The organism is Duganella sp. BJB1802, assembly GCF_013369445.1.
Classification (GTDB): domain Bacteria; phylum Pseudomonadota; class Gammaproteobacteria; order Burkholderiales; family Burkholderiaceae_D; genus Rugamonas; species Rugamonas vulcania_A.
This window is the reverse complement of sequence record NZ_JABWEF010000009.1, coordinates 113,556-135,105: the sequence shown is the minus strand read 5'-3', so window position 1 is coordinate 135,105 and position 21,550 is coordinate 113,556. Positions and strand designations below refer to the sequence as shown.

Genomic DNA, 21,550 nt, shown 5'->3' with positions numbered 1-21,550 from the left:
GCCGGCCGGCGCGGCCAACTGGAGCAATGGGAACGAGCATGGTCGCTAGGGTCGTCATCAATCAATCGGGGACGCCGGCGGCGGACTGGCTCGGCTGCGCCGCGAGCATACTCGACCAGCTGTGCGCGGGCGTGATCGTGACCGACGGCGCGCTGCGGGTGCTGGCCATCAACGCGCGCGGCCGCGCCATCTGCGGCCTGGACGGCGCGCTGGAGCCGGCCGGCCTGGCGTTGGCCACCCTGCTGCCCAGCGCGCAGCTGTGCGCGCGCGCGCAGGCCCTGCTGGCCGGCGCCGCCGCGCCGCCGGCCATGGCCGTGACCGTCGGCGGGCGCTGCCTGAACGCCAGCTTCGCCGTGGTCGACATCGGCGCCATCGGCGCGCGCCTGCTGCTCAGCCTGGACGACGGCATCCGCGGCGAGGAACCGTGCCAGGAGTCGTGTTCGCCGGCGGCGCACTACCGCAACCAGGCCGCGCTGCTCGACAAGGCCACCGACGCCATCATCGTGCGCGACATGGACGACCGCGTGGTGTTCTGGAACATGGGCGCGCAGCGCCTGTACGGTTGGCGCGCCGCCGAGGTGCTGGGCGCGCCGGGCGCCGCCGCGATGTACGCCGATCCGGCCGAGCTGCAGGAGATCAAGCGGCAAGTGCTGGCGCAGGGCAGCTGGCGCGGCGAGCTGGTACAACTACGCCGCGACGGCGGCCGCTTCACCGTCGAAAGCCAGCGCACGCTGGTGCGCGACGGCGCCGGCCGGGCCCAGTCCGTGTTCATCATCAACACCGACATCAGCCAGCGCAAGGAGCAGGAGGCGCGGATCCGCACGATGGCCCTGTACGACAGCATGACCGGGCTGCCCAACCGGCGCATGTTCATGCAGCACATCCGCCAGGCCCTGGCCGACGGCGAACGCCACGACGACACCCTGGCCCTGCTGTTTCTGGACCTGAATCGCTTCAAGGAAATCAACGACACGCTGGGCCACGAGGTCGGCGACCAGGTGCTGATCGGCGTGGCGCAGCGCTTCCAGGCGGCGCTGCCGGGCGAGCAGTTGCTGGCCCGGCTGGCCGGGGACGAGTTCGTCGTCGTCGCCGGCTCGGCCAACGCGGCCATGGCGGCCCAGCTGGCCGCCCGCCTGCAGGACGCGCTGCGCCTGCCGGTGGCGGCGATGGGCCACAGCTTCCCGCTCAGCGTCAGCATCGGCACCGCCCTGTTCCCCGGCGACGGGCGCAGCGTCGAGGAACTGCTCAAGCACGCCGACCTGGCGATGTACCGCGCCAAGGCGCAGGGCGGCGGCCACCAGGCCTACCGGCCCGACATGAGCGCCGGCCTGGACCAGCGCATCGAAATGGCCAGGCGGCTCGGCCTGGCCATCGAGGCCGGCACGCTGGAACTGTACTACCAGCCCAAGGTGCGGCTCGCCAGCGGCGCCGTCGACGGCGCCGAGGCGCTGCTGCGCTGGCACGACGCGGAGTGGGGCGCGGTCAGTCCGGCCACCTTCATCCCCATCGCCGAAGCGCGCGGCATGATAGCGGCGCTGGGCAACTGGGTGTTGCGCGCCGCCTGCCGCCAGATGGCCGCCTGGCGCGCCGCCGGCCTGGAGTTCCCGGGCCGACTGGCCGTCAACCTGGCGGCCCGGCAGTTGGCCGGCGCCGACGCGGCCGAGCAGATCCTGGCCATCGTCGAGCAGGCCGGCCTGAGCCCCGACTGCTTTGAACTGGAACTGACCGAGAGCGGCCTGATGGACAACGTCGAGCACGCCATCGGCGTGATGGCGACCCTGAAGGCGGCCGGCTTCACCCTGTCGATCGACGATTTCGGCACCGGCTACTCCTCGTTGTCCTACCTGAAGCGGCTGCCGGCCGACACGCTCAAGATCGACATCTCCTTCGTGCGCGACATGCTCAGCGACCGCCAGGACTACACCATCGTCACCACCATCATCGGCATGGCCCGCAACCTGCAGCTGCGCACCGTGGCCGAGGGGGTGGAGCAGGCGGCCCAGGCCGAGGCGCTGCTGGCGCTGGGCTGCGACGATGCGCAGGGCTACTATTTTTGCCGGCCGCTGCCGGCCGCCGCGTTCGCCGGGCAGTGGCTGGGACGGCCCGGCGCCTGAGCGGTGCCACGCCGGTCGACGTCGCGCCGCGTATCGTCTCGGGCACGCCGGCCTCGATCAGTCGTCTCCCATTCGGTTCATTGTCAAAAATGGACACTTCTGTTCCAAGTCCAGGAGGTGCCCAGGTGCAGGCTGCGCACGCCCTGGTATTCGGTGATGGTGGCGGGCGGCGGAGGCGGGTATTTTGGACATGGCGTGGTTTACCGGCCCGCGCGGAATAAAAAAAGACGCCGCAGCGTCTTTTGTGAGGGGGCTCAAGACCGGCGTCGGCGCGCGACCAGGCCCATCAGCGCCAGGCCGCCCAGCAGCATGCCGTAGGTGGCCGGTTCCGGCACGGCCGACTTGATGTCCAGCGTGCCGCCGTAGCTGGCGGTGCCGATGTCGGTGCCCTTGATGGTAAGCGTGATCAGCCCGCTCACCGGCACGGCGAAGAACACGCTGCCCGACGAGAAGCCGTTGAAGACCGGTAGCGACGTGCCATTGAGGTCGGCCCAGCTGAAGTTCAGCATGGTCGGCGGCCCGGCCGTGAAATTGACGAAGTTGGCGAAGAAGCCCTGCGCCGAGCCCGGCGAGCCGTCATACGAGAACGTAAAGGTGTCGGTGAACGCCAGCCCGTCGCTGTGCGTGGTGCCGAACGCCGTGCTCCAGCTGCCAGCGCCGCCCGCCATGGCGATCACCGGCGACGTGTAATCGTTGGCCATGGCGCCACCCGCCGCTGCAGCCATCAACCCCGCTGCCAATATTGATTTTAATTTCATATTATCTCCGCAATTATCTGACTAAAAGACATGAAACCCCGGTGCTACCTATGCAAAGTACGCTTGGCTATTTTCGATGTCAATTAGCTATTTTTTGATTGCGGCGGTAAATCCAATAGAACAGGTCTATTGCACAGGCAGAACCATAAACAATTTCTACCAATCAATTTCTGTTGTGCAAATCGTCAACATAATTTCAATTTTTTCATGGCGGATTAGTTGTTTGCAGCCGACACCGGCAGGATCAGCGTCACGGCCAGTCCGCCGCCGTCGCGGTTGGCCAGCGTGATGCGGCCGCCGTGCGCCTCGGCGATCTCGCGCGCCAGCGCCAGGCCCAGGCCGGTGCCGCTGCGCTTGGTCGAGTAGAACGGCACCAGCGCGTTGGTCAGCACCGTGTCGCTCATGCCGGGGCCGCGGTCCTGCACGTCGATCCGCACCGCGCCGTGCAGGCGCCGCACCTCCAGGCTGACCTCGCCGGTCGGCGAGCCGGACTCGTGGGCGTTCTTGAGCAGGTTCAGCAGCGCCTGCTCCAGCTGCGAGGGGTCGAAGGCGCTGGGCTCGTCGGGCGGCGTGCCGCTCACCGTGAAATCGACCTGGGCCGCCAGCTGGGCCAGGAAGGCCGGCCACGCCTGCAGCTCCAGCCGCGGCGCCGGCAGCTTGGCGAAGCGCGCGTAGCCGAGGATGAAGCTCTCCAGGTGGCGGGTGCGCTCCTCGATGGTGGCGAGGATCTGCGGCAGCCGCTCGGTCTGGCCGCGCCGCACCAGCTCGGCGCCGGAGTGGGCCAGCGAGGTCAGCGGAGCCAGGGAATTGTTCAGCTCATGGCTGATCACGCGGATGACTTTTTTCCAGGTCTGCACCTCCTGCCGGCGCAGCTCCATGGTCAGCTGGCGCAGCAGCAGCAGCTCGTGCTTGCGGCCGTTGAGGTTGAAGCTGCGGCGCGCCAGGTGGTAGACCTCTTCCTCCTCCACCTCGGCGCCGGCCTCGCGCGTGGTGAACAGGCCGTCGCCGCCGCGCGCCAGCGCCTCCAGCAGCGCCGGCGAGGCGTGCGCCAGGATGTCGTCGAGCCGGTGGCCCTCCAGCTTGCGGCCCTGGTGCAGCAGCTGGCGCGCCGCCACGTTGGCGTAGACGATGGGGCCGGCCTCGCTGACCAGCAGCATCGCCACCGGCGTGTTCTGCACCATGGTGTCGAGCAGCAGTTCGCGTTGCACCAGGTCCAGGCGCTGCTGGCGCAGCACGTCGCCCAGCGCGTTGTGGGCCGCCACCAGGTCGCTGAGCTCGTCGTTCTGCGGCCAGTGCAGGCTGAACGAGAAGTCGCCGTCCTGGTAGCTGGTGACGGTGCCGGTCAGCGCGCGGAACAGCGACAGCATGGACTCGAGCTGGGCGCGGATGGTGATGATCGAGATCGGCAGCACGCACAGCAGGCACACCGCCAGCACCAGGCCCGGATGGTTGGGGAAGAAATGCGTCAGCGCCAGCGCGATCAGGATGCCGACCGTCAGCAGGGTGCCGACCATCGCGGTCCAGCGCGTGAGCAGCGAGAGGCGCATGCCGGCCGGGCGCGCGGCCGGCGGGCGGGTTGGCGGCGTGGCGCCCATCAGGCGGGCGATGCCCAGCCGCCCACGTGGCGGTACAGCGCCTGGCGCGACAGGCCCAGCTCGGCGGCGGCCTGCGCCACACGCCGCCGGCCCGGCTCAGCGCCAGGCCGATGGTGTCGCGGTCCGGCTCGCGCGCGCCGTCGTCGGCGACGGCGCTGGCGGCGGCCGGCAGGCCCAGGTCGGCCGCCTTGATGACGTCGCCAGCGGCCAGCAGGCCGGCGCGCGCCATCACGTTCTTCAGCTCGCGCACATTGCCCGGCCACGGGTGGGCCAGCAGCGCCTGCTGCGCCGACGGGTGCAGGTCCTTGCCGGCGCCCAGGAAGTGGCGCGCCAGCGGCAGGATGTCGGCCGGGCGGCCGGCCAGCGGCGGCAGCCGCAGCTCGATCACGTTGAGGCGGTAGAACAGGTCTTCGCGGAAGCTGCCGGCCCGTATCATGGCCTGCAGGTCGGCGTTGGTGGCGCTGACCACGCGCACCTTGACCTGGCGCTCGCGGTTGGAGCCGAGCCGCTCGAAGCGGCCGGTCTCCAGCACCCGCAGCAGCTTCATCTGCCCGGCCAGCGGCAGGTTGCCGATCTCGTCGAGGAACAAGGTGCCGCCGTCGGCCGCCTCGAACTTGCCCTCGCGCGCCTTGGAGGCGCCGGTGTAGGCGCCGGCGTCGGCGCCGAACAGCTCGGCCTCGATCAGCTCGGCGGGCAGGGCGCCGCAATTCAAGACCACGAAGGGGCCGTCGCGCACGGACGAATTGGCCTGGATGATCTCGGCGATGCGCTCCTTGCCGGTGCCGTTCGGGCCGCTGATCAGCACCGGGACGTCGGCGCGCGCCACCTGGCAGGCCAGGTGCACCACGCGCTCGGTGGCCGGGTCCTGCCACACCATGCCGCGCAGGTCGTGGCCGCGTTCGAGCTCGCGCCGCTGGCGCAGCTCGGTCTGCAGGCGCTGCTGCAGCGCGCGCTTGGCCTGGCCCAGTTCGATCAGGTTGTTGACCGTGGCGATCAGGCGGTTGTCGTCCCACGGCTTGGCCAGGTAGTCGGCCGCGCCGGCCTTGACCAGCTCGACCGCCGCGTCCAGGTGGGTCCAGGCGGTCAGCAGGATCACCGGCAGCTCGGGGTGGCGTTCGCGGATGGCGCGGAACAGCGCCGTGCCTTCCTCGCCCGAGGTGGTGTCGGCGGAGAAGTTCATGTCCTGCAGCACCAGGTCGACGCTGTGCTGTTCCAGCAGCGCCAGGCCGGCTTCGGGGGAGGCGGCGCGCAGCGCGTCGATGTCGTGCAGCGAGAACAGCACTTCAAGCGCGATGGCGACGGCGGCGTTGTCGTCGATGATCAATACGGTAGGCATGCCGTAAGCATAACATTGTCGCGGCATGCCCGGTGCGGCCAACATCGTCAGGCGCTGCGGGTGGCGGTGGCCGGCGAGATCGACGCCGCGCGCCAGGCCGGGCCGTACACCGCGAGCACGCCCAGCGCCCAGAACACGGCGGCGCCGGCGACCAGGTAGCCGGCCGGCAGGCGCGCCATCTCCAGCTGGCTCACCAGCAGCTGGTTCAGGCCCAGCGCCAGCACCACGCCGGCCGCCACGCCGACGCTGGTGATCATGAAGTTCTCGGTGACGAAGTAGCGCAGGATGTCGACCCGGCGCGCCCCCAGCGCGCGCCGCACGCCGATCTGCTTGCGCCGCTGCGTGACCCACAGGCTGGCCATGCCGACGATGCCGCTGGCGGTGATCAACAGCAGCAGCACGCTGACCGTCACCAGCATCCACGCCAGCGCCTGGTCGGCGCGGTAGCGGTCGCGGCGCAGCTCGACCATGGTCCTGGTCTTGACGATCACCGGCGTCGGCGAGGACGCGCGCAGCGCCGCCTCGGCCTCCTTGATGACGCGGTCCATCTGGCCCGGCTCGGCGCGCAGCGTGTAGTTGTTGGCGTTGTCGCCGGTCAGGCGCGCCGGCACCAGCGTGGAGAAATCGCCCCGTTCGCCGATATGGGCGTTCGGCGACTGCAGCTTGTCGATCACGCCCACCACCTGCACCGCCCTGGCGCCCTCGCCGGTGCCGAAGAAGATGGTCTTGCCGACGTAGCTGGCCTGGCCCGGCCACAGCTTCTCGGCCTGCTGGCGCGTGATGACGACCACCTTGGCGAACTCCTGGCTGGTGGTCTCGTCGATCTCCGGAATCTCGCCCGGCAGGAAGTCGCGCCCCTCCACCAATTGCAGGCCCCAGGTCTTGATCAGCGAATCGGGACTGACGTAGGAGGTGGTGGTGAGGGTCGACTTGACCTGCCGGCGGTCGGTGGCCAGGCCGGTGTAGTTGCCCGAGCGCGACAGCGGCATCTGCGTGGTGATCGCCACCGACGTCACGCCCGCCACGGCGCGCAGGGTGTCGGTTTCGCGGTGCTGGGCCGCCAGCTGTTCCTGGTGGTTGCCGGTCTTCAGGCGGCGCACCTGCAGGTTGAACACGTCGGCCTCGTTGGCGATGCCGCTGGGGCGCGCCGACACGGCCTGGCGCACCTGCACGATGTGCAGCGCGTTGGCCAGGATGCCGAGGCTGAGGGCGACCTGCACCGCCACCAGGATGGGGCCGGTCTTATTGCGCAGCAGCGCGGACAGGATGGGACGGATTTCCATAAGGGGCCTCGCTTTATTGGGATTTGAGTTGCAGGGCCGGCGTGACCTGGCAGGCGCGCCAGGTCGGCAGCAGGCCGGCCAGCACGGCCGACAGCACCGCCAGCGCGAAGGTGGTCAGCAGCATGATCCAGTCCATGTGCGCCACCACCGTCAGCGCCTTCGACTGCATGGCGATCAGCGCCAGCGCGCCGAAGGCCAGCGCCAGGCCGAGCACGCCGCCAACCAGGCCCACCACCGTGGTCTCGATCAGGAACTGGTTGAAGATCTCGCGCCGCGACGCGCCCAGCGCGCGGCGGATGCCCACCTCGGCGGCGCGCACCGAGAACTTGGCCAGCAGCAGGCCGATGGTGTTGACCAGGCACAGCACCAAGAAGCCGAACGCCAGCCAGGCCGACAGCTTGCTGTCGTTGCCGACCACCTTCATGAAGTCCAGCCATTCGCGCACGTCGTACAGCACGTTGGGCGCGTTGCGCTTGAGGCGGCCCAGCTTGCGCTGCTCGGCGGCGTAGCTGTCGAGGTAGTTTTGCAGCGCGGGGCGGTCGCCGGCGCTGCGGGTCTCGAACCAGAACTGGATCCAGGTGCACTCGGAATCGAGGAAGGCCTGGTAGCCGGGGCTGATGTCGTCGGTGCAGGTGGTGCTGCCGTTGCGCGGCAGCTCGTTGCGGATCGCCGCGGTGAAGGGCACGAACATGTCGTCCTCGTCGCTGAAGGCGCCGTCGCTGCTGCCGATGATGCGGTGGAAGCGCGGCACCACGGTCCAGGTGTCGAGCACGCCGACGATCTGGTACTGCTGGCCGCTCATGGTGATGCGCTGGCCGACCGGGTCGGTATCGCCGTACAGCTTGTCGGCCAGCTTGCGGCCCAGCACCACGACGTTGGCGGCGGCCTTGTCGTCGGCAGGGCTCCAGGGCTGGCCGTGCAGGAAGGGCGCGTCGAACATGTTGAAGAAATCGCTGCCCACGCCCAGGCCGCGCGAAATGAACACCGCCATGTCCTTGCGCGCCGGCTCGACCGCCACGCTGGTGCCGTAGACCGCCGTGGCGCGCTCGGCCGCTTTGCTGTTGAGGAAGTTGATGGCGTCGCGGTAGCTGACCTGGTTGTCGGGGCGCTCGTCGCCCGGCTTGTAGCCCTCGATCGGGCCGTTGTCGACCAGCGGCACGAACAGGCGGTCGCTCTTGTGCGGGATCGGGTCGCCCGACATCACGTGCAGGATGGTCAGCGTGGCCACGCTGGCGGCCACGCCGACGGCCAGGGTCAGCACCATCAGCGCGGTCAGGGCCGGGTTGCGGCGCAGGCTGCGCAGGCCCAGCAGGAAGTAGTAGTGGAACATGCGGCGCTCCTTATGCGACATGGGATTTGCCGTCGGCGTGCGAGTTGGCGTCGAACAGCGTCGGCGCCTTGCGCACCAGGTCCGACACCTGGCCGTCGATGATGTGGACGTTGCGCTGCGAGCGCACCGCCAGCTCGGGATCGTGGGTGACCATCAGGATGGTCGTGCCCTGGGCGTTGATCTCCTCCAGCAGCTCCATCACGCCGCGCGCCATTTGCGTATCCAGGTTGCCGGTCGGTTCGTCGGCCAACAGCAGCTTGGGTGAGCCGGCCAGCGCGCGCGCGATCGCCACGCGCTGCTGCTGGCCGCCCGACAGCTCGGCCGGGTAGTGCTTCATGCGCGAGGCCAGGCCGACCTTGGACAGCGCGTCCTCGATGCGCTCCTTGCGCTCGGCCGCGTTGAAGCCGCGGTAGCGCAGCGGCACATCGACGTTGTCGAACAGCGACAGGTCGGGGATCAGGTTGAAGCCCTGGAAGATGAAGCCGAGCTTCTCGTTGCGCAGGCGCGAGCGGGCGTTGTCGTCCATGCCCTTGACGTTGATGCCGTCGAGGATGTACTCGCCGTCGGTGAACTCCTCCAGCAGGCCGGCGATGTTGAGGAAGCTGGTCTTGCCGGAGCCGGACGGCCCGGTCACGGTGACGAACTCGCCCTGCTTGACGTTGATCTCGAAGCCGCGCAGCGCGTGGGTTTCGATCATGTGGGTACGATAGACTTTGCTCAGGTTTTGCATGCGCAGCATGGAGGGCCTCTTTAAAAAGTTATTGGTTGATCGAGACGCGCTCGGCGTTCTCGAACGTTTCGGTACCGGAGATGACGACCTTGTCGCCCTGTTTCAAACCGCCGAGGATCTCCACCGCGGAGACGCTGGTGGCGCCCATCTTGATCGGGGTGCGGATGGCGATGCCGTCGCGCACCACGTAGGCGAAGCGGCCGCCCTCGGATTCCACGAACGGGCCGCGCTGCAGCATCAGCGTGTTGGGTTTCTCGTCGATCAGCAGGCGCGCGGTGACGCGCTGGTTCTGGCGCAGGCCGGCCGGCTGGGCGGCGGTGAAGCGTACCCGCGCCAGCACCTGGTTCTTGACCACCTCCGGCGACAGCGCCGACAGCTTGGCGTTGGCGGTGCCGGTGCCGAAGTTGACCTCGGCGTTCATGCCCAGGCCGATGTCGGACACATAGGTCTCCGGCACCTCCAGCTCCACCTCCAGGCGCGACAGGTCGACCAAGGTCATCAGCGGCGCGTTGGCCGGCACCACGCTGCGGTTGGCCACCGACAGCGTGCCGATGAAGCCGTCCACCGGCGCGCGCACGGTCAGCTCGTCGACGCGGCGCTGGGCGTTGGCCAGCGACAGGCGCTGGCGGTCCAGCTCGTTGATCTTGGTCTTCAGTTCCAGCGCCACGTTGTCGCTTTCCAGCTCGGCCGCCTGGCCGGCGTGCTTGGCGCGGATCTCGGCCGAGTTCAAGGCGTCCTTGGCCTTCTGGTACTCGATCTTGGCGATGATGCCCTCGTTGGAGACGGCGTTGTAGCGCTCCAGCGTGCGCAGCGCGGACAGGCGCTCGATCTCGGCGGTGTCGGCGTCGCGCCGGGCCAGCAGCTTTTGTTTGCGCGCCAGGATCTGCTGGCGCGCCACCTCGGCCTCCAGTTGCAGATAGCTGGACTGCTCGCGTTTGAGCGCGTCGGTCAGGTCGGGCGATTCCAGCACCGCCAGGATGTCGCCCTTCTTGACGGTGTCGCCGGCGGCCGCCTTCAGCGTCACCGTGGCCGGCGAGGCCGAGTACAGCGTCGGGCTGATGGCGGCGACGATGCGGCCGTTGACGGCGGCGTCGCGGATCAGCGTGCCGCGGCCCACCTCGGCGATGCGCAGGCGCGACAGGTTGACCGAATGGTCGCTGCCGCGCCACGCGTGGACCACGGAATAGGCCGCCGCCGCGACGGCCACGGCGCCGAGCGCGATCAACAGGCGGCGCTTGGTGGCTTGCCCTTTGGGGGCGGCGATGACGGCGTCTTGATTGGAGGTGTCGCGTATCATGATGGGGTAAGTGTTTAGAGACAGGCAATGTTATGCAGAAACTGTGCCAGAATCTAAGTATTTGATTTGATTGGTATTTTGTGGTGACGTCCGCTGTCCGCCCGCCTGTCCGGTCGTCCGCCTGTCCGGCCGCACTTGATAAAACGGCAAGCGTGACCATGTGGCGTACTGTCGCCCCAACCGAGAACCGCATGAGCTTGTTCGACCGTCTGTCCCGCCTGCTGCTGCCCGCCGAAGCGCCGGTCGCCGACTACCCCTTTGTCGCCAGCGACGTCGCGCTGTACCGGCGCACCGCCCACGCGCACGACAGCGTGCTGGACGCGCAGACCTGGGACGACATGCTGCTGCCGCAATACAGCGCGCTGCTGGCGCGCGAGACCAGCATCTTCGGCCAGCAGGAGCTGCACCGGCGCCTGCACGCGGATGGCGGCGGCGTGGCCGCGTCCGCCGTCCGGGTGCGGACACTGGCGCAGGACGCCGGACAGCGGCAACGCCTGCACGCGGCCTGCACCGGCCTGCGCCGCGCCGACCGCGAGGTCAGCGCAACCCTGTTCGGCGCGCCGCTGGCGCCGTCGCCGCGCTGGGTGGCGTTGCTGCCGTGGCTGGCGCCGGCGCTGCTGCTGTCGGTGGTGCTGGCGCTGGTCACCGGCGTGGTGGTGCTGTGGGGCGTGGTCGTGGCGCTGTGGATGGCGTCGCTGGCGGTGCAGGTGCTCCACCACGAAGCGATCGAGGAATGGGACCGCGTCCGCGCGACGCTGCAGCAACTGCTGCGCAGCCACGGCCTGCTGGCCGCGCTGGACGATCCGCTGACGGCCGATTTGCGCGACGACGCCGCGCAGGCCGGCAAGCTCAATTCCCGGCTCAGCCAGTCGGCGGCCGGCAACCTGCCCGGCGTGCGCGAGTACCGCGACTGGCTGTGGCAAATGAATGTGCGCCACCACTTCGCCAGCCGCGACGCGGTGCGGACCCATATCGACCTGCTGCGCGCCAGCTTCCGTCGCGTGGCGGCGCTGGAGGCCGACCTGGCGCTGGCGCGGCACCTGGCGCAGACGCCGCGCCACTGCTGGGCGCAACAGGGCGGCGAGCTCACGCTGGAGCAAGTGGTGCATCCGCTGCTGGCGCGGGCCGAGCCGCTGTCGTTCGCGCTGGCGGGGCGGGGCGCCTTTATCTCCGGGCAGAACGGCATCGGCAAGAGCACGCTGCTGCGCACGGTGGGCCTGAACCTGATCGTCGCCCGCGCCTTCGGCTTCTGCTACGCGGAGCGGGCCGTCACGCCGCAGCTGCCGGTGTACTCCAGCATGCAGAGCGAGGATGCGCTGGAGGGCGGCGAGAGCCTGTACATCGCCGAGCTGCGCCGGGCGCACGAGCTGCTGGCGCTGGCCGAGCGGGCGCCGGCGGTGTTCATCATCGACGAGATCTTCCGCGGCACCAACCACCTGGAATCGATCTCGGCGGCGGCGGCGGTGCTGCACACGCTGTCGCAGCGGGGCACGGTGATCGTGTCCTCGCACAACCTGGTGCTGGCGCCGCTGCTGGAGGCGCGCCTGACGCCGTGGTGCGTGGGCCGCGTGGGCGAGGGCCTGCGGGTGGCGCCGGGCGTGCTGCGCGAGACCAACGGCATCGCCCTGCTGGCCGCGCGCGGCTTCGACGCCGTCATCTCGGCCAAGGCCAACCGCGTGTACGACTGGCTCAGCGACTACATGGCGCATCCGACCGACTGCGAGGGCATCCGGAATAGTCTTTGACTTTTGCGGCGTGTAGTTCTATTATTTCTGTAACGACAGAAATTAAGGAAATGCCATGACGCTCGCGCCGACCATCCAGAAGTACATCCTGCACTGGGGAGAGATGGGCACGCGCTGGGGCGTCAACCGCACGGTGGCGCAGATCCACGCGCTGCTGTTCCTGTCCAACCGCCCGCTGCCGGCCGAGGAGATCGCCGACACGCTGGGCGTGGCGCGCTCCAACGTCAGCAACAGCTTGAAGGAGCTGCAGGGCTGGGGGCTGGTGCGTATCAGCCACGTGGCCGGCGACCGCCGCGACCACTTCGTCGCCCTGCAGGACGTGTGGGAAATCTTCCGCGTCATCGTCGAGGAGCGCAAGAAGCGCGAGATCGATCCCACGCTGGCCGTGCTGCGCGAATGCGCGGCCGAGGCTGAAAACGATCCGGCGCTGGAGCAGGCCACCAAGGTCAAGATGGACCAGGTGCTGGACTTCCTCGAAATGCTGACCGCTACCTACGGCGACTACAAGCACCTGCCGCCCGCCACCATGCAGCGCTTCCTGAAGATGGGCGGCAAGGTGGCGCGGCTGCTGGGCGGAGACTGACATGGACACGCTGACGCTGTACTACGACGGCAGCTGCGGCTTTTGCCGCGTCGAAGTCTCCCGTCTGCGCGGCTGGGACCGCGCGCGCCGCCTGGCGTTCGTGGATATCGCCGCCCCGGACTTTGTGCCGCCGCCGGGCGTCAGCATGCACGCGCTGGAGACCGAAATGCACGCGCAGAGCACCGATGGGCGTCTGCTGGTCGGCATCGATAGCTTGCTGGCCGCCTATACGCTGGTCGGACGCGGCTGGATGGTGGCGCCGTTGCGCGTGCGCTGGCTGAGGCCATTGTTTGCCGCGCTGTATCGCGGCTTCGCCCGTAACCGCTATCGCATCTCCGGCTGGCTGGGCCGGCCCGCCTGCGCCGATGGCGTGTGCGCCTATAAACACCCATTGCGCTGATTTTTTTCACTTTCTATTTCTGTTTTTACAGAAATTACGGATGGAGTCATGAGAACGAGAACCTGGCTGGTGCGGTGGATCTACGCGACGGTGGCGGTGCACTTGCTGGTGGGCGTGTTGCTGCCGCTGTGTGCGGGCGCGGCCATCGGCGGCGCTTACCGTCGCGGCATCGAAGAATTTTTCTTTGGCGCGGAGGCCCCGGCCGCCGGCCAGGCGCTGCACGTGTGGTGGATCTCGCTGTTCGGCCCGACGGTGCAGGCGGCGGCGATCTGGATGGCCGGCCTGGCGGTCATCGGCGACAAGCAACGCAACGCCTTCGCCTGGTTCATGCTCATCGCCGGCCTGCTGGTGTGGGCGCCACAGGACATGTTGATCTCGGCGCGCGCGCATTGCTGGATCAACCTGTGGATTGATATGTCGGCGCTGGCGGTCATGCTGCCGCCGCTGTTGTGGTTGTGCAGGCACGACCTGGCATTCAAACATACAAGGGCAATATCATGATGATTCCCTCCGAAGGTGAGCTGTTCAAGAAAATCCTGGGGCCGGAATGGCGCCGGCTGCATCCCGACATCCAGGCGCGCTTCGACAAGAATCCGCTGCCGGGCAAGCCGCTCAACTACAGCGGCAGCCTGTCCGAGCTGACGTGCTCGCGCGTCGGAAGGCTGCTGGGCTACCTGACCATGCCGCTGATCCAGGGCGCGCTGATGCCCTACAACGACGCCGACTTCCCGGTCGACATCCAGGTCTACTCCAAGCCCGATTGCGCCTCGATCTTCAAGCAGCGCATCTACCGGCTCAACGGCCGCAAGCCGGTCATGTTCACCTCCTTCATGGCCGAGAGCAGCAAGGGCGAAGTGCTCGAATACGTCGGCATGGGCCTGGGCATGAAGCTGCTGTTGGACGTCCGCGACGGCAACCTGCACTTCGAAAGCGACGGCTATTTCTGGGAGGTGCTGGGCGTGCGCATACCGCTGCCGGGCGTGCTCACGCCGGGCAAGACCTTCCTCTGCCACCGCAACAACAGCGCCAACCAGTTCGACATCCGCATCGAGATCCGGCATGCGCTGTTCGGCACCACATTCACACAAGCAGGCGTATTTCGCGAGGTGACAGCATGAATACCCATCTGATAGCGCTGCAGCTCATGGCCGCCCAGGGCTGCCTTGGCGCGTTCGACACCCTGTACCACCACGAGCTGACCGAGGCGCTGCCCGGCCGCGCCACGGCCCGGCGCGAGCTGTCCATCCACGCCGTGCGCGCACTGATCTACAGCGCCTTGTTCATCGGCCTTGCCGGCTGGGCGTTCCACGGCGCGTGGGCCTTGGTGCTGCTGGCCGTGTTCTCGGTCGAGATCGTGCTGACCCTGTGGGACTTCGTGGTGGAGGACCGCACCCGCCTGCTGCCGGCCACCGAGCGCGTGACCCACACCGTGCTGGCGATGAACGGCGGCGCCTTCATCGCGCTGCTGGCGTTGAACACACCCGCGTGGTGGGCGATGCCGACCGCGCTGGCCTGGCAACCGCAAGGCGCGTTGAGCGTGTTCCTGGCGTTGTGCGGCGTGGGCGTCGGCCTGTCCGGCATGCGCGACGCGTTTGCCGCCAGGGCCATCGGCAAGCTGGCGCTGCGCGACGGCGCCGCGCCGGAGCCGGGTTTCGGCGCGCCGGAGCGCAGCTTCCTGGTGACCGGCGCCACCGGCTTTATCGGCCAGCGCCTGGTGCGCGCCCTGCTGCGCGACGGCCATCGCGTGACGGTGCTGACCCGTCAGGTGCGGCAAGCCGCGTGGCTGTTCGACGGCCGCGTCGATTGCGTGGACAGCATGGCGCAATTGCCGGCGTCGCGCCGCATCGATGTCGTGATCAACCTGGCCGGCGCGCGCATCCTGGGCTGGCGCTGGACAGCCGCACGCCGTGCCGCGCTGCGCGCCAGCCGCGTCGCATTGACGAACAATCTGGTGGCCTGGATCGCCGCGGCCGAGCACAAGCCGGCGCAGTTGATATCGGCCTCCGCGATCGGCTACTACGGCACGCAGCGGCGCGGAGACGATACCGTGTTGACGGAAAACGACGGCCCGCAACCCATGTTCATGTCCGACCTGTGCCGGGAATGGGAGCAGGCGGCGCAAGGCGCGGCGGCCCACGGCGTGCGCGTGGCCTGTACGCGCTTCGGGCTGGTGCTGGGCACGCAGGGCGCGCTGCCGATGATGCTGTTGCCCATCAAGCTGGGACTGGGCGGTCCGCTGGGCGGCGGCACGCAATGGCTGTCGTGGATCCACGTGGACGATGTCATCGGCGGCATCGCCCACCTGTGCAGCTCGGGCGAGGAGGGCGTCTTCAACTTCACGGCGCCGGAGAGCCTCACGCAAGCGCGGTTCAACCGCGTGGCGGCGGCCGTGCTGCATCGTCCATATGGCTTCCCCACGCCGGGCTGGCCGATGCGCCTGATGCTGGGCGAGCAGGCCGACCTGCTGCTGGAGGGCCAGCGCGTCGCGCCCGAGCGGCTGCTGGCCAGCGGCTACGCGTTCCGCCATCCGCAGCTGGAAGGCGCGCTGCGCAGCCTGGCCTGATTGGAGGATGACATGAAAGCATTGGTACTTGGCGCGACAGGCCTGGTCGGCAGCCATGCGCTGCGGGCCTTGCGCGCCGCCGGCTGCACGACGACCGGCGCCAGTCGCCATCGTCCGCAAGATGAGCATCCAGATGATTGGATCGAGATCGACTTCGGCCGCATGACTAGCGAAGACGACTGGCTGCCGTTGTTGGCCGGTGTGGATGCGGTGGTCAATTGCGTCGGCATCCTCCGCGAGGAACAAGCCGGCGATTTCGACCTGCTGCACCGCGCCGCCCCTGTCGCGTTGTTCGGCGCTTGCGAGCGCCTCGGCGTGCGGCGCGTGGTGCAGCTGTCCGCGCTCGGCAGCCATCCGGACGCGGTGACCGCCTACTGGTGCAGCAAAGGTGCGGCGGATGCCGATCTGCTGGCGCGCACGCTCAGCGCCACCATCGTCCGGCCCTCGCTGGTGTATGGCGAGGACGGCGCCAGCAGTGTCCTGTTCCGCGCGCTGGCGACCTTGCCGTTGCTGATGCTGCCGATGGCGCATGAGGCCAAGGTACAGCCGATCCACATCGACGACCTGGCGGCGCTGATCGCCCGGCTGGCGATGGCGGGCGGCGAGGCGCCGCACGAGATGGCCGCAATCGGCGAGGCGCCGCGTGAGCTGGCAGCAGTCGGCCCACGCGCGATGACGCTGGCCGGCTACCTCGGCGCACTGCGCGGCGGCATGCGGTCCGCGCCGTCACTGGTGCTGGACCTGTCGATGCCGCTGGCGCGGATGGCCGCGCGCGTGGCGGCAAGGATGCCATCGAGCGCGCTGACGCCGGACTCGCTGCGCATGCTGGAACAAAGCGCCGACGGCGGCAACACGGCCGACGCGGCTCCCGTCGTCGCGATGCTGGGCCGCCCGCTGCGCGATCCGGCGCGCTTCGCGCGGCCAGCGCAGCGCATCGGCGCCGTCTGGAGTTGGGCCGCGCCGCTGATCACGATGACGGTCGCGCTGCTTTGGCTAATCACCGCCTGGGTCTCGTGGTTCGGCTGGCCGCATGCGCAAAGCATGTCATGGCTGGCGGCCTGCGGGGTGCCGGCCGGCTTGCGGGAGCCGATGCTGCTGGCGGCCAGCTTCATGGACGCCGCCGTGGGCGCGCTGCTGTTGCTGCGGCCGCGCCGCTGGCTGTGGGCGGCGCAGCTGGCGCTGGCCGGCGGCTACACCGTCATCATGAGCGTGTGCCTGCCGGAGTTCTGGCTGCATCCGTTTGGCCCGCTGAGCAAGAACCTGCCCTTGCTGGCGTTGATGTTGTTGATGTGGAGAGTGAGCAAATAATGGACTACCTCGCGATCAAATGGCTGCACATCCTGTCGGCCACCCTGATGTTCGGCACCGGCTTCGGCACGGCGTTCTACATGTTCTTCGTCAACCGCAGCGGCAACGTGCAGGCGATGGCGGTGGTGACGCGGCTGGTCGCCAGGGCCGACTGGTGGTTCACCACACCGGCGGTCGTCATCCAGCCCTTGTCCGGGCTGTGGATGGTCCACCTGGCGGGCTTCCCGTTCACCGCGACCTGGATCGTGTGGTCGATGGCGCTGTACCTGCTGGCCGGCGCCTGCTGGCTGCCGGTGGTCTGGCTGCAGCTGCGGATGCGCGACATGGCGGTTCACGCGGCGCGTTGCGGCGAGGCGCTGCCGGCGCGCTACTGGCGTTACGAAAAAATTTGGACCGCGCTTGGCTTCCCGGCCTTCGCCGGTTTGCTGGTGGTGTACTGGCTGATGGTGCATAAACCGGCCTGAGGCCGGCGCCCCCCCCGGATCAGAAAACTTTAAAATTTGATATAGTATTGTCAATTGGAAATATCAATCTTTGGAGGCGGGATGAATAAGGTTACTGTGCGGGCGAGCTTGCTGGGCGTGCTGGTGTTGTTTACTGCGATGTTGCTCGCCGGTGCAGGACTGGGCATCTTCGCGCTGCAGCAGTCCAACAGGTCGATCGCGGAGGTGCACGCGATCTCCTCGCAGATCATCACCATCAACGATGCCTACAAGGACACCACGCGCACCCGCTCGGCCCTGACGCGCGGCTATTCCGCACTGAAGGAAAGCGACAACAAGACCGAGCGCGATTCCGCGCTGGGCAGCGCCAAGAAATCCTACCAGCGCACGCTGGACTTCCTCGACAAGTTCGAAAAGGCGCCGGCCTTCCCCGGCCAGGATGCGCAGTTGAAGAAGGATCTGCTCGAATCGGGCCGCAAGCTGTCGGCGGTGCTGGACCGCGCTGCCGACGCGCTGGTCAAGGACGATACGGCGGCCTACTCGGCCATCAACTCCAAGGAGCTGACGCCGGTGGGCGCGGCCTTCTCGGCGGCGCTGGAGAAATTCCAGAAGCTGGGCGATGAGCAGGTCACGGCCCTGGCCGAGAAGCGCGCCAGCGAATACGGCATCGTCATGTGGCTGGTGGCGCTGGGCTTGCTGATCGCGCTGGGCGTGGTCGCCGCCACCCACCTGATGTTGCGCTCGACCGTGCTGCTGCCGCTGGAGGGCGCCGTCGAGCAGCTCGACCGCGTGGCCAGCGGCGACCTGACCGCCATCATCGAGGCATCGGGCGACAACGAGATCCAGCGCCTGCTCAAGGCCATCCAGCGCATGCAGGGCGACCTGCTGTCGACCGTGTCGCGCGTGCGCAACGGCGCGGCGGTGATCAATTCCGGCTCGCAGGAACTGGCGGCGGGCAATATGGAACTGTCCGCGCGCACCGAGACGCAGGCCAGCTCGCTGGAGGAAACCGCCGCCTCGATCGAGGAGCTGACCAGCACCGTCCGGCAAAACTCCGAGAACGCGCAGCACGCGCGCTCGCTGGTGGAGGGCGCGTCCAACACGGCGGCCCAGGGCGGCGAGGTGATGCAGCAGGTGGTCTCCACCATGAACGACATCAACGACGCCTCGCGTAAGATTGTCGACATCACCGGCGTGATCGACGGCATCGCCTTCCAGACCAATATCCTGGCGCTGAACGCGGCGGTCGAGGCGGCCCGTGCCGGCGAGCAGGGCCGCGGCTTCGCGGTGGTCGCCACCGAGGTGCGCAACCTGGCGCAGCGCTCGGCCTCCGCCGCCAAGGAGATCAAGGTGCTGATCGACGATTCGGTGCGGAAGATCCAGCTCGGCACCACGCTGGTGGAGCAGGCCGGCACCACCATGACCACGCTGGTTGGCAATGTCCATCAGGTGACGCAGATCGTCGGCGAGATCGCCACCGCCAGCCGCGAGCAGAGCGAGGGCATCGACCAGGTCAACCAGGCGGTGGCCCAGATGGATCAGGTGACGCAGCAGAACGCCGCGCTGGTGGAGGAGGCGGCCGCCGCGACCCAGTCCTTGCAGGACCAGGCCAGCCAATTGCAGCAGACCGTCAGCGTGTTCAAGATCAACGAGGGCGCGGTGCCTGCCGCGCGCCGCACCGGCAGCCAACTGGCGCTGCGCTGAGTGAAATCCCCCGTCCTGGCACGGCCCGCCTTGCTTGCCGCCCTTATCGTGTGTGCAAGCGCCGCCGCGTATGAGGATGAAAACGCGGTGCCGTTGAAACTGGGACTGGAAGCCGGCAAGGCCGTCGTTGAGCAGATCGCCGTCAAGCTCGATGGCCGGGAAGTGTCCATCCTGACCACGCTGCGGAACGGCGAGGCGCGCGCCTCGCAGATCGGCTGGTACGCCAGCACGCCACAATTCACGGTGCTCGGCGAGGGCGAGGAGCATCAGGATAAATCGTTTTCCGATGTCGGCGCCAGTTTCAATGGCCATGCGATGAAACCGGCCGTTTACCGGCGCGGCTACTTCATGGGGCGCGACATCACCCGTGAGTTGGCCCGGGCCGGCCTGGCGCCGTTGCCCGACCTTCAGGCCGACGCCAAGAAGCTGGCCAGGCTGCCGACGGTGCAAGGACTGCGCTTCGAGCAATGGCAGGGCTACGTGGCCTATTCATGGAACGCCGCCATTGCGCCGCATGCGTCGGCGGCGGTCGAGGTGCGATACCGCGCGCTGCCGCAATTTTCGCTGACCGAGCTCGACTCGCCGGCGTTCGGCCAGGCGGTGCTGCAGCACTGCGGCAATCCCGACGCGATCCGCCGCCGCTTGCGCCAAACGACCGGCGAGCCGGTGCAAGTGATGGTCGAGCGCTATGAGATCCCGTTGGCGTTCATGCTGATGCGCGATGTGCGGCTGGCGGTCACGCAGCCGCAGGCCAACTGGCAGCAGGCGCATCCCGCCGTGTCGCTGGTGTGCGGACTGGCCAATCCTGGATTGACGGCCAGCGTATCCGGTGAGGTGAGCAATGCCAATCGCGGCTTGTCGGTGCTGGTGGTGTCGTCGCTAAAGACGCCATAGGAGTGCCGATGAAACTTCCGGGCATATTCGTGGCTGGCTTGTTCCTGGCGCATTCCGCACTGGCCGGTGTGAATGCCTTCGACTACCGCCTCGGCGCGACCAGTGTCAGCGAGGACCAATATCGGATTGTGATCCATGCGCAGCCTGCCATCGCTGTGGACATCCTGCCTGGAGGCAGATCCTGGCCGGCGCTGTCGCTTGACGAGGCCGGGCGCATCTACGCCGGTGGCACGGTGATCGATAGCGCCACCGGCCGCGTGGTGTCGCGCGCGGATGCCGCGCTGGCGTTGCCGCACGGCGTGGAGGTGGCGGTGCTGGATGAGCGCTATCGCTTCCGGCGTGGCGGCAAGGAGTGCCGCCTGTCGCCGCGGCAGCTCCATCTCGACGCGAAGAAGAGTGCGCTCGATGCGCTGAAAGATGCGAATCTGGTCCTTGCCAGCGCGAGCGGCACATTGCTGGTGCTGGTGACGCGCTTCGGCGCGGATGGCGCGGTGGCCGACTACCTGGTCGAGCGGATCGACATCGCCCGCTGCCGGGTGGTGGCGCCGCAGCGGCTGGGCAACCCGGATTTGCTGGTCGAACTGGCGCGTTCCGAGCGCGGAGGCTGGTGGATCGCCGGCTCGGTCGAGCAGACGCTGCTGCGTTCGCGCGATGGCCGCCACTGGCGCAAGGTGAGCCTGCCGGCGGGCCTGTCGTCGCTGGTCAGCGCCCACGTGACCAACGAGCGCGAGATCTGGCTAGCGGCCGCGCTGCCGCAAGGCGACGGCCCCAGTCCGCATCTGCTGGTATATTCGGACGATGGCGGCAAGCGCTGGCGCAATCTGAAGGCTAACGATCCCTTGCTTGCCAGGCTGCCGGCCGCCTGGCTGGAGGGGCAGAAACGGCGGACACCATGATTGGAGGAAGATTGAATTTCAGCTTATTCAAGTCGCTGCGCGCCGCGACGCTTTTGATATCGGCCGCCGGTGCGGCGCAAATGGCGTGTGCGGCGCCGCTCGACATCGTGATCGGCGCCCTGGCCGACTACAAGACGTTTCGCTTGAAGAGCTCGGAACTCGACAGCCTCGTCGCGCCCTATTGCACGAGGGTGCGCGACAAAGCCCGGAAGCCGATGATAGTTCGGGAATATACGTGCTCGCCGGAATCCGGCATCACGGCAATCAGCGTGGACTCCCGCGAGGGACTGGGCGAGCCGCTGCCGAACTACATGATGTCGATCGTCGTGGACTTTTCGGCAGACCGTTTTCCGGCGATGAAGGCGTTAGTCGTAAAGAAGTTGGGCCTTCCGAAAAAAAGCGGAAGTGACCATTTGGCATGGAGGTATTCCCTCGACAAGTCCTTAAATCAGAATGGAAGTCCCGTCATCAACCTGTCTCGCGAAGACGCCGAGAGCGCCTCTCTGCAAATCGCGTTGGAGCAGGGGCCGTGATGCAACGTCCACTCACCTACCATACGAAATAAGCGCTT

At 68.1% G+C, this 21,550-nt stretch carries 19 protein-coding genes and 1 pseudogene; 13 read left to right on the top strand and 7 right to left on the bottom strand.

Going from position 1 to position 21,550, the window contains the following annotated elements:
• Positions 1–38 precede the first annotated feature (38 nt).
• Positions 39–2,114, top strand: coding sequence for a bifunctional diguanylate cyclase/phosphodiesterase (locus HUX88_RS16035; protein WP_176362411.1), 2,076 nt, complete (start codon positions 39–41; stop codon positions 2,112–2,114).
• 254 nt (positions 2,115–2,368) lie between these two features.
• On the opposite strand, the gene HUX88_RS16030 is transcribed toward HUX88_RS16035, so the two are convergent.
• The 7 genes and pseudogenes from HUX88_RS16030 to HUX88_RS16000 form a co-directional block, all read right to left on the bottom strand.
• Positions 2,369–2,839 carry an FxDxF family PEP-CTERM protein gene (locus HUX88_RS16030; protein WP_117014486.1) on the bottom strand — a complete coding sequence of 157 codons (471 nt, stop codon included), beginning with the start codon at positions 2,837–2,839 and terminating at the stop codon, positions 2,369–2,371.
• A 248-nt stretch (positions 2,840–3,087) separates the two neighbouring features.
• Complete coding sequence (locus HUX88_RS16025) at positions 3,088–4,467, bottom strand: PAS domain-containing sensor histidine kinase (protein ID WP_176362410.1); 1,380 nt, start codon at positions 4,465–4,467, stop codon at positions 3,088–3,090.
• 421 nt (positions 4,468–4,888) lie between these two features.
• Positions 4,889–5,803 (bottom strand): annotated as a pseudogene (locus HUX88_RS16020) (sigma-54-dependent transcriptional regulator); the annotation flags it as partial.
• A 47-nt stretch (positions 5,804–5,850) separates the two neighbouring features.
• Positions 5,851–7,086, bottom strand: a complete 1,236-nt coding sequence (locus HUX88_RS16015) for an ABC transporter permease (RefSeq protein ID WP_176362409.1) — start codon at positions 7,084–7,086, stop codon at positions 5,851–5,853.
• Positions 7,087–7,099: 13 nt separating this feature from the next.
• Entirely contained in the window at positions 7,100–8,437 is a 1,338-nt protein-coding gene (locus HUX88_RS16010; protein ID WP_229219376.1) for an ABC transporter permease, read from the bottom strand.
• The gene (locus tag HUX88_RS16005; RefSeq protein ID WP_117014482.1) at positions 8,427–9,155 is read right to left on the bottom strand and encodes an ABC transporter ATP-binding protein; all 729 of its coding nucleotides are present in this window, start codon (positions 9,153–9,155) and stop codon (positions 8,427–8,429) included. Before HUX88_RS16005 ends, HUX88_RS16010 begins: the two co-directional genes overlap by 11 nt.
• Before the next feature lie 19 nt (positions 9,156–9,174).
• Positions 9,175–10,443, bottom strand: a complete 1,269-nt coding sequence (locus HUX88_RS16000) for an efflux RND transporter periplasmic adaptor subunit (RefSeq protein ID WP_176362408.1) — start codon at positions 10,441–10,443, stop codon at positions 9,175–9,177.
• A 158-nt stretch (positions 10,444–10,601) separates the two neighbouring features.
• On the opposite strand from HUX88_RS16000, the gene HUX88_RS15995 reads away from it, so the two are divergent.
• From HUX88_RS15995 to HUX88_RS15945, 12 genes are all read left to right on the top strand, one after another.
• Positions 10,602–12,188 carry a DNA mismatch repair protein MutS gene (locus tag HUX88_RS15995; protein WP_229219375.1) on the top strand — a complete coding sequence of 529 codons (1,587 nt, stop codon included), beginning with the start codon at positions 10,602–10,604 and terminating at the stop codon, positions 12,186–12,188.
• Between the two features lie 55 nt (positions 12,189–12,243).
• Positions 12,244–12,771, top strand: a complete 528-nt coding sequence (locus tag HUX88_RS15990) for a GbsR/MarR family transcriptional regulator (RefSeq protein ID WP_117014479.1) — start codon at positions 12,244–12,246, stop codon at positions 12,769–12,771.
• Between the two features lies 1 nt (position 12,772).
• Positions 12,773–13,171, top strand: a complete 399-nt coding sequence (locus tag HUX88_RS32405; protein ID WP_229213350.1) for a thiol-disulfide oxidoreductase DCC family protein — start codon at positions 12,773–12,775, stop codon at positions 13,169–13,171.
• A gap of 48 nt (positions 13,172–13,219) precedes the next feature.
• Positions 13,220–13,672: a cell division protein gene (locus HUX88_RS32400; protein WP_229219374.1), complete on the top strand. Its 453-nt coding sequence runs from the start codon at positions 13,220–13,222 to the stop codon at positions 13,670–13,672.
• A complete protein-coding gene (locus HUX88_RS15980) occupies positions 13,669–14,289 on the top strand; it encodes a DUF4166 domain-containing protein (RefSeq protein WP_176362406.1) in 621 nt (206 codons plus the stop codon). Before HUX88_RS32400 ends, HUX88_RS15980 begins: the two co-directional genes overlap by 4 nt.
• The gene (locus HUX88_RS15975; RefSeq protein ID WP_176362405.1) at positions 14,286–15,734 is read left to right on the top strand and encodes a TIGR01777 family oxidoreductase; all 1,449 of its coding nucleotides are present in this window, start codon (positions 14,286–14,288) and stop codon (positions 15,732–15,734) included. Before HUX88_RS15980 ends, HUX88_RS15975 begins: the two co-directional genes overlap by 4 nt.
• Positions 15,735–15,746: 12 nt before the next feature.
• Positions 15,747–17,042: an SDR family oxidoreductase gene (locus tag HUX88_RS15970; protein ID WP_176362404.1), complete on the top strand. Its 1,296-nt coding sequence runs from the start codon at positions 15,747–15,749 to the stop codon at positions 17,040–17,042.
• Positions 17,042–17,506 carry a DUF2269 domain-containing protein gene (locus tag HUX88_RS15965; RefSeq protein WP_176362403.1) on the top strand — a complete coding sequence of 155 codons (465 nt, stop codon included), beginning with the start codon at positions 17,042–17,044 and terminating at the stop codon, positions 17,504–17,506. Before HUX88_RS15970 ends, HUX88_RS15965 begins: the two co-directional genes overlap by 1 nt.
• A gap of 81 nt (positions 17,507–17,587) precedes the next feature.
• Positions 17,588–19,189: a methyl-accepting chemotaxis protein gene (locus HUX88_RS15960; RefSeq protein WP_176362402.1), complete on the top strand. Its 1,602-nt coding sequence runs from the start codon at positions 17,588–17,590 to the stop codon at positions 19,187–19,189.
• Positions 19,190–20,083, top strand: a complete 894-nt coding sequence (locus HUX88_RS15955) for a hypothetical protein (RefSeq protein ID WP_176362401.1) — start codon at positions 19,190–19,192, stop codon at positions 20,081–20,083. It abuts the gene before it with no gap.
• A gap of 8 nt (positions 20,084–20,091) precedes the next feature.
• The gene (locus tag HUX88_RS15950; RefSeq protein ID WP_176362400.1) at positions 20,092–20,979 is read left to right on the top strand and encodes a hypothetical protein; all 888 of its coding nucleotides are present in this window, start codon (positions 20,092–20,094) and stop codon (positions 20,977–20,979) included.
• 11 nt (positions 20,980–20,990) lie between these two features.
• The gene (locus HUX88_RS15945; protein WP_176362399.1) at positions 20,991–21,512 is read left to right on the top strand and encodes a hypothetical protein; all 522 of its coding nucleotides are present in this window, start codon (positions 20,991–20,993) and stop codon (positions 21,510–21,512) included.
• Positions 21,513–21,550: the final 38 nt, after the last annotated feature.